The sequence below is a fragment of the Prevotella melaninogenica ATCC 25845 genome (assembly GCF_000144405.1).
GTDB classification, from domain to species: Bacteria; Bacteroidota; Bacteroidia; order Bacteroidales; family Bacteroidaceae; genus Prevotella; species Prevotella melaninogenica.
This window is the reverse complement of sequence record NC_014370.1, coordinates 563,505-576,168: the sequence shown is the minus strand read 5'-3', so window position 1 is coordinate 576,168 and position 12,664 is coordinate 563,505. Positions and strand designations below refer to the sequence as shown.

The 12,664-nt window shown below is 41.1% G+C and carries 11 protein-coding genes; 4 read left to right on the top strand and 7 right to left on the bottom strand.

Annotation, left to right across the window (positions count from 1 at the left end; genetic code table 11):
- Window positions 1–12: 12 nt before the first annotated feature.
- The 5 genes from HMPREF0659_RS02235 to HMPREF0659_RS02215 form a co-directional block, all read right to left on the bottom strand.
- Window positions 13–3,264 carry a SusC/RagA family TonB-linked outer membrane protein gene (locus HMPREF0659_RS02235; RefSeq protein WP_044045829.1) on the bottom strand — a complete coding sequence of 1,084 codons (3,252 nt, stop codon included), beginning with the start codon at window positions 3,262–3,264 and terminating at the stop codon, window positions 13–15.
- A gap of 886 nt (window positions 3,265–4,150) precedes the next feature.
- Window positions 4,151–6,250: a protein-disulfide reductase DsbD family protein gene (locus HMPREF0659_RS02230; RefSeq protein WP_013263883.1), complete on the bottom strand. Its 2,100-nt coding sequence runs from the start codon at window positions 6,248–6,250 to the stop codon at window positions 4,151–4,153.
- A gap of 227 nt (window positions 6,251–6,477) precedes the next feature.
- Window positions 6,478–7,188: a UMP kinase gene (pyrH, locus tag HMPREF0659_RS02225; RefSeq protein WP_013264947.1), complete on the bottom strand. Its 711-nt coding sequence runs from the start codon at window positions 7,186–7,188 to the stop codon at window positions 6,478–6,480.
- Window positions 7,189–7,242: 54 nt separating this feature from the next.
- A complete protein-coding gene (locus HMPREF0659_RS02220) occupies window positions 7,243–8,034 on the bottom strand; it encodes a biotin--[acetyl-CoA-carboxylase] ligase (RefSeq protein WP_013264363.1) in 792 nt (263 codons plus the stop codon).
- A 14-nt stretch (window positions 8,035–8,048) separates the two neighbouring features.
- Window positions 8,049–8,414, bottom strand: coding sequence for a YraN family protein (locus HMPREF0659_RS02215; protein ID WP_004360454.1), 366 nt, complete (start codon window positions 8,412–8,414; stop codon window positions 8,049–8,051).
- 232 nt (window positions 8,415–8,646) lie between these two features.
- On the opposite strand from HMPREF0659_RS02215, the gene HMPREF0659_RS02210 reads away from it, so the two are divergent.
- From HMPREF0659_RS02210 to HMPREF0659_RS02195, 4 genes are all read left to right on the top strand, one after another.
- Window positions 8,647–9,099, top strand: a complete 453-nt coding sequence (locus HMPREF0659_RS02210) for a nucleoside deaminase (RefSeq protein ID WP_004360453.1) — start codon at window positions 8,647–8,649, stop codon at window positions 9,097–9,099.
- 444 nt (window positions 9,100–9,543) lie between these two features.
- On the top strand, window positions 9,544–9,993 hold the full coding sequence (locus HMPREF0659_RS02205) for a hypothetical protein (RefSeq protein ID WP_044045828.1): 450 nt from the start codon (window positions 9,544–9,546) through the stop codon (window positions 9,991–9,993).
- 6 nt (window positions 9,994–9,999) lie between these two features.
- The gene (locus HMPREF0659_RS02200) at window positions 10,000–10,482 is read left to right on the top strand and encodes an RNA polymerase sigma factor (protein WP_013264545.1); all 483 of its coding nucleotides are present in this window, start codon (window positions 10,000–10,002) and stop codon (window positions 10,480–10,482) included.
- Window positions 10,479–10,868, top strand: coding sequence for a hypothetical protein (locus HMPREF0659_RS02195; protein ID WP_013264828.1), 390 nt, complete (start codon window positions 10,479–10,481; stop codon window positions 10,866–10,868). The genes HMPREF0659_RS02200 and HMPREF0659_RS02195 overlap by 4 nt, the downstream gene beginning before the upstream one ends.
- A gap of 146 nt (window positions 10,869–11,014) precedes the next feature.
- On the opposite strand, the gene HMPREF0659_RS02190 is transcribed toward HMPREF0659_RS02195, so the two are convergent.
- Window positions 11,015–11,929 carry a Cbp1 family collagen-binding glycoprotein adhesin gene (locus HMPREF0659_RS02190; protein ID WP_013264331.1) on the bottom strand — a complete coding sequence of 305 codons (915 nt, stop codon included), beginning with the start codon at window positions 11,927–11,929 and terminating at the stop codon, window positions 11,015–11,017.
- Window positions 11,926–12,648: a 16S rRNA (cytidine(1402)-2'-O)-methyltransferase gene (gene rsmI / locus HMPREF0659_RS02185; protein WP_044045827.1), complete on the bottom strand. Its 723-nt coding sequence runs from the start codon at window positions 12,646–12,648 to the stop codon at window positions 11,926–11,928. Before rsmI ends, HMPREF0659_RS02190 begins: the two co-directional genes overlap by 4 nt.
- Between the last annotated feature and the right edge of the window lie 16 nt (window positions 12,649–12,664).

The following is a 12,664-nucleotide window of genomic DNA, read 5'->3' as shown; positions in this document are numbered from 1 at the left end:
CCGAATTTAGTTTTAGAGTGAGAATCGTAATGAGAATTCAAAGCTTCTGTCATATGGATAGTTCAAACCACGCTCTCTCTTCGCTGTTGACAGGTAGAAGAGGTCGTTAGTAAGAAGCTCCAAGAACATACGCTTCAATCCGTACTTCTGAATAAAGTTTGTTGGAACCTCATAAGAGAGTGACAAACTGCTCATACGCAAGAAATTGTTCTTCTCTACGAAGCGTGATGTCTGATATGGAGTAGTTGTATCGTCGATACGCTTATACTTTGCAACAGTTCCAGGAGTCTTCCATCTGTCATTCAATACACGCTCATCAGCATTGTACTTAGGGTTAGCTCCCTCTACCTTTGTTGCCAAAGTCTCATTATAGAGAGAACCTCCGAAAGAGTACAAGAACGAACAACTCAATGCAAATCGTTTATAAGTAAGGTATGAAGTGATAGAACCCGTACCTAAAGGATTCGTATCTCCGAAGATTACCTTATCATTTGAGTCATAAACGAAAGTATATGCACCATCACGCTTAATAAAGATTTCCTGACCTGTTACTGGGTCGATACCTGCAGAAGGAACGACCTTCAAGGCTGTCAAAGACTGACCTTCTTCATAGATAGGAAGCGGCGCAACACCATCGCTATTCTTGTTCTTCTCATTCTGTTCACGCAGAGAATTACTGATCTTCTTAATCTTATTCTTGTTATAAGCATATGTAAGACCGAGTGACCATTGCCAATCTTTATTCTGAATTGGGAAGGTACGCAGACGAAGTTCAAAACCTGAGTTCTGCACCTCACCAATGTTCTCACGTGAAGTTATCACACCCACTGATGGTGCCTTAGTAATATCCAAGAGCAGGTTGTCTGTATTCTTGATATAATAATCAGCTGAAAGGTCGACACGACCACGGAAAGCAGTGAAGTCAACACCGATGTTGGTGCTCAATGTACGCTCCCATTTCAAGTCTGGGTTACCGATAGTAATTGGCGTAGCACCAGTTCCCTTGCCATAGAAGTAAGAGCTATTATAACTATAGGTAGTCAATGCCTGATATGGGTTAAAGTTGATATTACCCAAGTAACCAACACTGGCACGAAGCTTCAAAAGCGAAACTGGTGAGCCCTTCATAAACTTTTCGTTGTGAATATTCCATCCACCACCGACACTCCAGAATGGAGCAAAGCGCTGATTCTTACCGAAACGAGATGAACCCTCATAACGATAGATAAGGTCAAGGAAGTACTTGTTATCCCAAATTGTATTGGCATTAACGAAGAAACCGACACCTCTTGTCTGTGTATCAGAGCCACTTGGACGCGTTGCAGCGTATGCTGTAGCGAAAGATGGATGTCCGAGCTTATCTGAATAGAATCCTATTGAAGTATAAGTAGCGGCATCTGATGACGTAGACTCAATACTTCCACCTCCCATTGCAGTAAGGAAGAGCTTCTTAAAGAAGTAGTTATTATATGATAACATTGCTTTTCCTTGCAATGTTGTGGTATTTACCCAGTTATCAGACAATGAACCACGCTGATCAGCAGACTTATTACGAATTTCACTATAGGCAAAAGGAGATGTAAAAGTGCGTCTATCCTGCTTGCTACGGTCGATTGTAAAGTCTCCATCCAAACGAATCTTCTCACCGAACCACAACTGAATACTGGTCGTATTGAGGAAGTCAAAGTTATTTGTCTTACTATAACTACCCAACGAAGCATCATACAATGGGTTCGCCAAGTCATGATAGAGTGAAGAGCGCAACTGTCCATCAGAGTTATATGGATTCTCATAAGGATTCATCTTAACCCAGTCTGAGAAATCACCATAAGGTGACACGTTACTTGTCACAGATGAAAGTGTCGAACTGTTTGATACAAAGAACTTACCTGCAATATTGTAAGAGAGACGGAAGTTAGTTGAAAGACGAGTACGATCAGAACCCTTCATAACACCAGCATCATTACCATAACGAATACCGAGATTATACTTTGCACGGTCATCACCACCATCTACACTCAAACTGTGTGACTGTGAGATAGCATTACGCAGTGGCTTAGACAACCAGTCTGTCTCAACACCTCTCTGGACATCATTATATATACGTGCATAATCCTTGTCAAGCGTATATTGAGTTGAAGGACTTGTATCTGTAAACAAGCCTGCAAGACGCTCATACTCCAACTTCTGACGTGCATTCAACAAATTATAGTCGGACAAATCAGGTGTTGACAAACGTACTGTTCCACTATAGTTCAATTTCAACTTACCACCCTTCAAGGTCTTTGTTGTAATAACAATAACACCTGCAGAAGCTTTCGCACCATAAAGAGCAGATGCTGAAGCATCCTTTAATACGGTAACTGTCTCGATATCATTCATATCCATATCGGCAACATACTCAGCAGAAACCTGCGCACCATCTACCACATAGACTGGTGTATTGGCTTGTCCTTCGAAGGTTGCACGACCACGGATATTGAGTTCTGCCACCTTATTAGGGTCAGAACCTTTGAGGTTATCATCTGCGATGACCATACCAGGAACGAAACTTGCAATACTCTGCAACACATTCTTCGTACCCACATTCATCAACTGGTCACGACTTACAGCCACCTGAGAACCTGTAAACGAATTCTTATTCTTAGTCTGATAACCCGTCACAACGACTTCCTGCATTTCCTTTGAGTCTTCACGCAAAGTAATATTGGCTGTAGCACCATTCTTTACAGTCTTTGTAACTGTCTTATATCCAATATATGACACATTCATGTGTACCTCTTTAAGGTCTGTCACAATCTCGTATTCACCATTGATATCGGTCACATAGCCACCATTTACGCCATCCACACGGATAACTGCACCGATGATTGGCTCACCGCTACTATCAGTAACCTGACCACGAACGCCGCCCTTACGCTGTACAGTTTCCTTCTTTGCAAGCGTCAGGGTATTACCCTCAACCGTGTATGAAAGTGGGAACTGGTTTGCCAAGTTCAGTAACAAACTTGATACTGACTGATCACGCACGTCAAGAGTAACACCCTTAAGTGCCTTCACACCTTCATCCGCAAACTTTACATTTAATCCTGTCTGCTTTGCGACCTCATTGGCGAAATCCTCTACCGTTGCATCATGCATAGAAAGAGTTACTTTTGCGCCATTCAGGTCCTGCGCTGACATGGGGAGACTTAATGGACCAAAACATAAAAGGTTCAAAAAAAGAACACATATTATGCGTTGGAGGAATTTAATCTTCTGCATCGTTCTCTAAAATTATGAATTTTGTTACTTGAAATTACAATCTTTTTTTACTCGAAAACTCTTATGTTAATAATTGTTCAGAGAGAAGAAAAGAAATCTTCATTTCTATTAATACTATCGAGATAGTCCCTTCACAGGTGGACAATACCTATTATATATTATTCTGCAAAAGTACGAAAAAAAATAAAAAACCAAGCTATTTTATTATTAAAAATAAAGAATTCCTTTCATTATTATTAATTTTTGATAGCCAAATATACATTTTAATGGCATTTTCTTTACGAAATGATAGTAAAAGATAAACGATATATCTAATTCGTATAAGAATCCCTTATACTTTTTTACTTTTATGTTCTGATTGCTTTTCAATAATTTTTTTTAACCGTCCTTATACATACAAGCGCCCGTTTATCATTGACAAAAGTTTACTATTCTATCAGTGTCTACATTCCGTAGCATCAAAAACATTTTGCTTTTAGAGGCTAAAATTGAAAACAACTTACTTCAAGTTGCTCGCATATCAACCATCTTTTGAAGACTGTCTTATGCTCCGCACCATTGGTGCTAAGGCTCCGCACCTATAGTGCTCACCATCAACACAAAGTGTGCTGACCATCAATATAGCGAAACAAAATGACATAAAAGAGTTCATTATGACTGTTACGAATCATAAAGATATTGATAGTTAACTTATTCAGCGATCACTTACAAGATTACACAAACCACTCTTTTTAACCCTTAGTTCGTATAACCAACATAAAAACAAGGGGTTGTATCAAAATAAAACCACTATCGGTTTCTTTGACACAACCCTTTTTGAAGTTATAACTGTCGTCTTTCTACTATCTATATAGATAGCAAAAAGCTATGTTATCACATAAAAATCTTACTGATGCTGTGCATGATAATTCTCCAATCCCTTATCAAGGAACTCAAGATAAGCAGGTACATCCTCCTTAAAGCTAAAGCTACCATTCAATGGTTTACCCGCATTGTCCAAAGGCACATAGAATGGCTGAGCAAGATAACCGAACTTAGTCTGCTCCAAATAGCTCCACTTGTCACCGATGGTACGCAGTGTACGTGATGTTCCATCAGGGAGTTTCACCTCTACAGGCTGCTTCAATGGTGTCTTATCATCTACATAAAGTGAGATGAGAACATAGTCCTTATTCAACTTTTCTGCTACACGTGAATCAGTCCATACAGATGCCTCCATCTTACGACAGTTCACACATCCAAAGCCTGTGAAGTCAACCAAGACTGGCTTACCAGCTGCTGCAGCGGCGCGCATACCCTCATCATAATCTGTATAAGCAGCATGTACCGTCTGTGGAGCAAGGTTGAAATCCTGTGTGTTAATAGGTGGTGCGAACGCACTAACAGCCTTAGAAGGAGCACCCCAGAGTCCTGGAAGCATATAAACAGAGAATGCCAATGAACAAAGACCAAGCATGATGGCAGGTACAGGCATAGCCTTCTGATCTGGATCATCATGTGGGAACTTAAGCTTACCAATGAGATAAAGACCCAAGAGACCGAAGAGGACAATCCAAATAGAGAGGAATGTCTCACGATCAAGAATATGCCAGCCGTATGCGAGGTCGGCTACTGACAAGAACTTCAGTGAGAATGCCAATTCGATGAAACCCAACACAACCTTAATCATGTTCATCCATGAACCAGACTTTGGTGCTTTCTTAAGTAAAGTTGGGAAAAGAGCAAAGAAGGTAAATGGCAAGGCAAGAGCCAAAGCAAAACCAAACATACCCACTGCAGGAGCTACCCAGTCACCACTTGTTGCTGCCTGAACAAGGAGAAGACCTACAACAGGAGCAGTACAAGAGAAGCTTACCAATGACAAGGTGAATGCCATAAGGAAGATAGAAAGCAAACCAGTTGTCGCAGAAGCCTTATTGTCAACCGCATTACCCCATGAAGAAGGTAATCGAAGTTCAAACCATCCGAAGAAACTGAATGCAAAGACTACTAACAAAAGGAAGAAGAACACATTGAATGGTGCATTTGTTGCCAACTCATTCAACTTTTGTGGACCGAAAGCCCAAGTAACAAGCGTTGCCAAACCCATATAAATGACAATGATTGACAAGCCGTATGTCACTGCATCACGTATACCCTTCTTACGGTCATCCTTCGCTCTCTTGAGGAAGAAACTTACCGTCATTGGAATGATAGGCCATACACAAGGGGTGAGCAAAGCGATGAAACCACCTAAAATACCCATAAAGAAAATACTCCAAAGAGAGCTATTAGTACTATCCTTGGTGCTATTGAAGGCAGACAACTCTTTGATAACAGGTTGCCACAAGTTAACATCTGCATTTACTTGTGCATTTTCTTGCTTTAATGGTCCTGCTGTATCGACAGGTAACACATCAGTTTTCTTAGCTGTATCTGCAGCCATTGCGGTAAGTGCAGATAAACCATCAGCTGCTACATCAGTAGCAGCTGTCGTTGTTTTTTCCGTTTCTGCATTAGCAGCTGTTGGTGTTGCTGCGGGCGCGGAAGCTGGTCCATTACCTTTGAAATTGAATTCTACCTGTGTTGGTGGCAAACACATCTCATCGTTACAAGCACCATATTCCAAGTAACCCTTTATACTATAGGTCTTAGCTGTTATCTTGTAACGCTGAACGAAACCAACGCTATTCTCGAAATAACGTAGTTTCATCTCGAAAGTCTTATCATAGACATTCAACTCTTTACCACGTGTTGTGAGCTTACCTACTGGTGTTACGCCCTCTGCTTTGTCTACATGTAAAGATGCAGATGTAGGACCATCAGCAGGAAGATTCGTTGAATATACATGCCATCCCTGGTCGATCTTCGCTGTGAAGACAACCTCTACCTCTGTTGGTGAAACCTGCTTCTGTTGTACAGAAAAATGAACAGGGTTCTGCTGTGCCATAGCTGTGAGGCTAAACAACAGCGTAAAGAGGATAAATAGTGTATTTCTTCTTTTCATCGTTTTATACTATTAGAATTTGAACTGCAAAGATAAGAAAATTATTTTTATAACATTACATAATGTATATATTTAATATTTATATCCAATAACTTTTTATCAATCTATGTTCAAAAGGTTTTCAGGATTAAGATGAATTCTCTCGTCGATTTTTATTTTACGTATATTGTTGCAGACAGGTAGTCACCTACCTGCTGCAACAGCTATTCCTTTAAGAATAATCAGCATTAATTATGCACCAACGTACCTATATCTTCACCGTCCATAACCTTCTTCAGATTACCGACAACGTCCATATTGAAGACATAAATAGGTAGGTCGTTTTCTTTACACATGGTCGTTGCCGTGAGATCCATTACCTTAAGACCCTTATTATAAATCTCATCATATGTGATTTCAGAGAACTTTGTTGCTGTTGGGTCTTTCTCTGGATCGGCAGTATAGATGCCATCTACACGTGTACCCTTAAGCATTACGTCTGCCTCAATCTCAATACCACGTAGGCTTGAACCAGTGTCCGTTGTAAAGTAAGGACAACCAGTACCAGCTGAGAAGACACAAACATATCCTGCCTCCATAGCCTCGATAGCCTTCCACTTACTATAGAACTCGCCGATTGGTTCCATACGAATAGCGGTCAAGACCTTAGCTTTCACACCGGCAGCCTCAAGTGCTGAACTAAGAGCAAGAGAGTTGATAACGGTAGCACACATACCCATCTGGTCGCCTTTCACACGATCAAAGCCTTTCTGGCTACCGCTCAAACCACGGAAGATGTTACCACCACCGATTACGATACCAATCTGTACACCCATTTCATGTACTTCCTTAATCTGCTTAGCATAATCGCTAAGACGCTCAGGGTCGATACCGAAGCCCTGTTTTCCCATCAAACTCTCACCCGAAAGTTTCAAGAGTATTCTTTTAAATCTTGCCATTATTTTTGGTATTAAAGGAATTGAGGGGATTCCTTAACCTCCCCATAGACCTTATTATATAATAAATTCTACTTCTTTAAATTGATATTCACGAATCATGCCATTGCTATCACGAAGAATGAGATGCCCATCATCTTCTACTTCAACGATAGCGCCTTCAAACTCACCATCAGCATCACGGAACTTATGAAAACCTCCACGACGATACAAGGCTTCGTGATACATTGCACTGATATCATTATATCCGCCCATCTCTAACAGCCGATAGAGTTCTGAGAACTTCTTGATAATCTTATTCAACAGTTCTTCTTTATCAACCTCATGCCCTAAAATCTGACAAAGAGAAACAGGGTTAGGAGCATCACTATGGAACGCTTCCTGATTTACATTCAGTCCCACACCGAAGACACAGTCTTTTATACGTCCCGAAGCAAGTTTTGTTTCAATCAGTGTTCCGCTCAGTTTCTTATCTTTCCAATAGATGTCATTGGGCCATTTCAGGCGGATATCCTCTTTCACATAGTCTGCTAAAGCTTCTTTCAGCGCCAAAGCACCAGCTTCAGAGAGTAGGAACTGACTACGAACAGGCAGCATCGTCGGGTGTACAAGTACCGAGAACAACAGGTTCTTACCAGCTTCACTCTCCCAAGTGTTCGTCCCCTGCCCTTTTCCTGCAGTCTGATAATCGGCAACAACGACTGTCATTGGCTCATCTTCAGCAGGTGTGTAAGTGCGAAGGTAGGCATTTGTACTATCGACAGCATCCAATCTTACGACTTTCACCTCTCTTTCTTTCTCTACTACTGTTGGCTTGAAAAAGCCTAATACGGCATCTATTATCTTCATTTACAATCTATTCTTTATATGAATGGAAGAAAGGCATCCTTCACGTGGCGCACTTCATTGGTTCCTGTTGGCTGCCCTACGACAGTGATTATATCAAAGCGGATATCCAAATTGATATTATATCGCTTGACATATGCATTGGCAGCTATCGAGAGCGAACGCACTTTCTGCACGGTGACAGCCTCATCAGCATCAGCAAACTGCTCATTCTTTCGGGTCTTTACCTCAACGATAACCAGCGTACCATTATCTATTGCAACAATATCTAAGTCTCGATGATGATAATCCCAATCACGATGAAGAATGACATAACCCAACTGTTGGAGATAGCTTACCGCCACATCCTCTCCCCATTTACCTAATTCGTTATGGTATGCCATGCGTCTTTCTTTCCTCAACTTGCAGAAGTTTTAGAAGTTCAGACTATTAGAAGGAGATAAGATAATTCTTTATACGTATCAAATCGATTTACGGATGAAACAAAGGTATTGCCTACTTCTTCTAAAATCCTTAAACTTTATCACTCCCGTCAAGAATTGTGTACATTAATATTCACGCACAAAGTTAGAATAATCTTTCGTAAAATCAAAATAAAACCCGTATTTTTGCAGTATGAGTACAGAAGAACAAAGCAAGAAAGACCTATACTTTATGCAGCGTGCATTAGCTGAAGCCGAAGCGGCTTATAAAGAAGGTGAAATCCCTATTGGTGCTGTTGTGGTGTGTCGCGACCGTATCATCGCTCGTGCCCATAACCTGACAGAGACGCTCAATGACGTCACTGCGCATGCTGAAATGCAAGCAATAACCATGGCTGCCAACGAGTTAGGGGGTAAGTACCTACAGGATTGTACGCTATATGTGACTGTTGAACCTTGCATCATGTGTGCTGGTGCTATAGGCTGGGCACAACTCCAACGCATTGTCTACGGTTGTCCCGATGAAAAACGAGGCTATCACGAGTATGCACCCAAAGCCTTTCACCCAAAAGCTAATGTTACTTACGGTGTGATGGAAGAAGAATGTCGTGCCTTGATGCAGCGATTCTTTCAAGAGAGAAGGTAGGGATCGAGGAGTTAAGGAGTGAAAGGGAGTAAAAGGAGTTAAGACATCACCTCTTTTCGTGATACTAATAAAGATATAGAAAGGAAAGAGAAAGGATTTCACCTGTGCTCTCTACGAATATTAGAGGTAAGAGATAAACTGCTGATAGATGCCCTTTTAACCTCTTATAGCTACACGCTAACGAATTATTTTCATGAAAATAAATATTTATTGTCGTGTAAATAATTATTTTTCTTCATGAAAATAAAAATTTCTTTTCATGTAAATAATTTGCTCAAAAGCTGTTGTAAACATAAAAAAGAGCCATTATCAAGAATACAATTAATACCATAAAACAAATAAAATTATGCCTTTGATGTCACCTTTTACAAACCAATAACGTTATACAAGTGAATCGGTTCAGAAAGAAAACCAAATGTATAACATACTTAAAAGATTAAGATTATGAATATTTTATTACTCGGCGCGCTTATTAGTGACCTAATCCCTATGGGGCTTGTAGTTGCTCTTCCTATCCTATACGTCTGGCTTACCCAACGAAACAAGCAACATGAAACAGATAAAAGAAGCGAAATAGCAATGGCAATTATCGAGAAGAACCCTGACATAGACATACAGGAGTTCCTCAACAAACTGAATCCTCCAAAGGAATCATACAAAGAGAAAATGCTTAAAATAATGCATTATGAAGTTCTTTGGGGAACAATTTGCATGATTGGTGGTATAGCAACCATCTTGGTTGTCGTAGTTCTGAGCATCCTGCAAGACTTTGATGGCGCCTTTATTCCCCTTGGCTCTGTATTTGGTATTGTCCCATTAGCAGTAGGATGCGGGCTGTTGGCTGCCTATAACAATGCCAAAAAGACATTGGAAAACTTGAAAGACAACGATTAGGTTATTATGACAAGAGAACAATTCGTCGAACAGGTCGGTCGGGAACAGGCACATCTACGCCGGTTCCTGACGGCTTTATGCTGCGGCAATGGTGCTGAAGCTGACGATATTGCTCAAGAGGCTCTCATCAAAGCCTACCTTCGCAGTAGTCAATATGACGAACGTGGACAGTTCTCGGCTTGGCTAATGAAAATTACTTATCGTGTCTTCATAGATTCTCGTCGCAAACAGAAACACCAGCAGGAACTACCCCTTGAAAAGGCTATCACGCTCCAAGGAAACAGTAAGAGTGATGATGCCTTCCGCTATCAAGAACTACACAGTGCTTTGGCAACGCTCTCGGAGACAATGCGCACAAGTATCCTGCTTTATTATATGCAGGGTTATCAGATAAAAGAGATTGCAGAGATAACCGAAAACAGTGAGGATGCGATTAAGAAACAACTCTCACGTGGACGGCAAGAACTTAAACATATTTTGGAAAGATGAACGAAGATAAATTCTTGAAAGACTTACTGGCGGACTATCATCCACAACTGTCGGATGACAATGCCTTCATGCAAAGACTGCAACGACAGATGGAACTCATCGAAGAAGTCAAGGCATATCAACGTGCGGAGAGCCGAAAGAACAAACTGATGTCGCTAAAACTGCTTGCTGTCGGTGTTGTTTTGGGCTGTATAGTGACGCTTGCAAGCTTCACGCTACCCACTATCTTTGATAGATATATCAATGGAACTGAATCAGAATTCATCCTTACCTTGCTTCATAACATTCAGTATATCGGACTGGCAATAGGTGCAGGCTTTATCACGCTCAGCTTGCTGTTTAGCTCGAAATTAGCAGAACTAAAAGATGAAGTTCCGAAGACATAAGATCCTCTTTGAGCTTTGTAGAGTGCGAGGCTATAAAAAGAAAGCACACAGAAAATAGCTATTACCACTCTCATTTGATTTGAAGACATAAGAAAAGAGGCATCCTCACGGTGAGAATGCCTCTTTTCTTATTTTGTTTTCTGTGATTATCTAACCTGAATAACCAAGTACTTGCTTGTGCTCCAGAAGGTCTGTGGGTCAGTGATACGGAGTACATACTGTCCGTTTGTATCAGTTGTCAGCGTGTAGCTGCTGCTTGGATGAGCAGTCAACAGATGTGCACTCTTGCTGTAAAGCTTGATTTCCTTATTAACACGGATATCAATCTTTGTGAAGTAACCCTTGTTGAAAGAACCCTGAAGAACCTTACCTCCATCGAGGATGCGCTGTGCCTTCAACTCGCTCTTAGTACCGAATACATACCAACCAGTGTTCAACTGCTTGTCCTGTGTATTGATAGTCTCTGTCTTCTGGTTGCTCTCTGTCTGGAGATTCTCTTTCTCCTTGGTGAGGTTTTCCTTCTCTGCTGTAAGGTTCTCCTTATCAGTCTTGAGATTAGTAACATCCGTATTCAAACCAGTGATAGTCTCATCAAGTTCCTTGATATGGATATTCTTTGACTCCAACTCAGCACGCAACTGCTTCAACTCAGTCTCCTTTGCGCTCAATTGATTTGTCAGACGGCTAAGAGTTTCCTTCATTGCATCACCCTTAAAGCCTGTCTCGCGTAACTGCTGTTGCAACTTCTTGATGAGTTCACGGTTTTCCTGCATACGCTGAGCGATGAATTGGATATTCTCCTTCATCTGTTCTGTCTTGTTAGCAGCCTCACCATTCTTAGCAATCGTCACACGATTCTCTGCTTCGTTGATAGCAGCAAAACCCTGCTGAATATCATTCAGCGTTCCCATCATATCGTTAATCTCGTGATCACGTGCGTCGATAATATTACGCAATGAATCATTCTGTATTTCGGATGGATTCAAAGCCGACTTCTTTCCTTGATTGCAGGATGCCAGTGCAAGTACTCCACATACTGCTAAAACTAAAAGTTTATTCATACATTATTTATTTTATCCGTTTGTTTCTTCCTTTCAGAAGACTTTACTTTTTCTTTTCCTGCCACTACAATGACAAACTCACCACGTGGTTCTGTCTCTTTGAAGTGGGCTATTACTTCATCCAATGTACCTCGAACGCTCTCTTCATGCAGCTTTGAAATCTCACGACAACAACTTACTTGTCGCTCTGCTCCAAACACCTCAGCAAACTGTTCCAAGGTCTTCACAACTCTATAAGGTGACTCATAGAATATCATTGTACGCGTTTCTTCAGCCAAACTCTCTAAATGAGTCTTACGTCCCTTCTTCTGAGGGAGGAATCCTTCGAAGCAGAAACGGTCACAAGGCAAGCCACTTGACACCAATGCTGGTACGAAAGCGGTAGCTCCCGGAAGCGTCTGAACAGTTATTCCATTGGCTGCAGCCTCACGAGCGAGGAAGAATCCTGGGTCACTAATACCCGGAGTTCCCGCATCTGAGATCAGTGCAACCGTCTCACCAGCTTTTAATCTATTGACTATACCAGCAGAACTTGCATGTTCATTGAATTTATGATGAGACATAAGACGATTCTTAATCTCAAAATGTTTCAACAAGATACCCGATGTACGAGTATCCTCACACAAAACTAAATCAGCCTCCTTCAGGATTCTGATAGCACGGAGGGTCATATCCTCCATGTTTCCAACTGGTGTCGGTACGAGATATAATGTTCCCATTGTTGGTTGCAAATGT

What these genes read in the sequence shown, in the direction of transcription:
- HMPREF0659_RS02235 (WP_044045829.1), bottom strand. Translation starts at nt 3,264, where the DNA reads ATGCAGAAGATTAAATTCCTCCAACGCATAATATGTGTTCTTTTTTTG.
- HMPREF0659_RS02230 (WP_013263883.1), bottom strand. Translation starts at nt 6,250, where the DNA reads ATGAAAAGAAGAAATACACTATTTATCCTCTTTACGCTGTTGTTTAGC.
- pyrH (WP_013264947.1), bottom strand. Translation starts at nt 7,188, where the DNA reads ATGGCAAGATTTAAAAGAATACTCTTGAAACTTTCGGGTGAGAGTTTG.
- HMPREF0659_RS02220 (WP_013264363.1), bottom strand. Translation starts at nt 8,034, where the DNA reads ATGAAGATAATAGATGCCGTATTAGGCTTTTTCAAGCCAACAGTAGTA.
- HMPREF0659_RS02215 (WP_004360454.1), bottom strand. Translation starts at nt 8,414, where the DNA reads ATGGCATACCATAACGAATTAGGTAAATGGGGAGAGGATGTGGCGGTA.
- HMPREF0659_RS02210 (WP_004360453.1), top strand. Translation starts at nt 8,647, where the DNA reads ATGAGTACAGAAGAACAAAGCAAGAAAGACCTATACTTTATGCAGCGT.
- HMPREF0659_RS02205 (WP_044045828.1), top strand. Translation starts at nt 9,544, where the DNA reads ATGAATATTTTATTACTCGGCGCGCTTATTAGTGACCTAATCCCTATG.
- HMPREF0659_RS02200 (WP_013264545.1), top strand. Translation starts at nt 10,000, where the DNA reads ATGACAAGAGAACAATTCGTCGAACAGGTCGGTCGGGAACAGGCACAT.
- HMPREF0659_RS02195 (WP_013264828.1), top strand. Translation starts at nt 10,479, where the DNA reads ATGAACGAAGATAAATTCTTGAAAGACTTACTGGCGGACTATCATCCA.
- HMPREF0659_RS02190 (WP_013264331.1), bottom strand. Translation starts at nt 11,929, where the DNA reads ATGAATAAACTTTTAGTTTTAGCAGTATGTGGAGTACTTGCACTGGCA.
- rsmI (WP_044045827.1), bottom strand. Translation starts at nt 12,648, where the DNA reads ATGGGAACATTATATCTCGTACCGACACCAGTTGGAAACATGGAGGAT.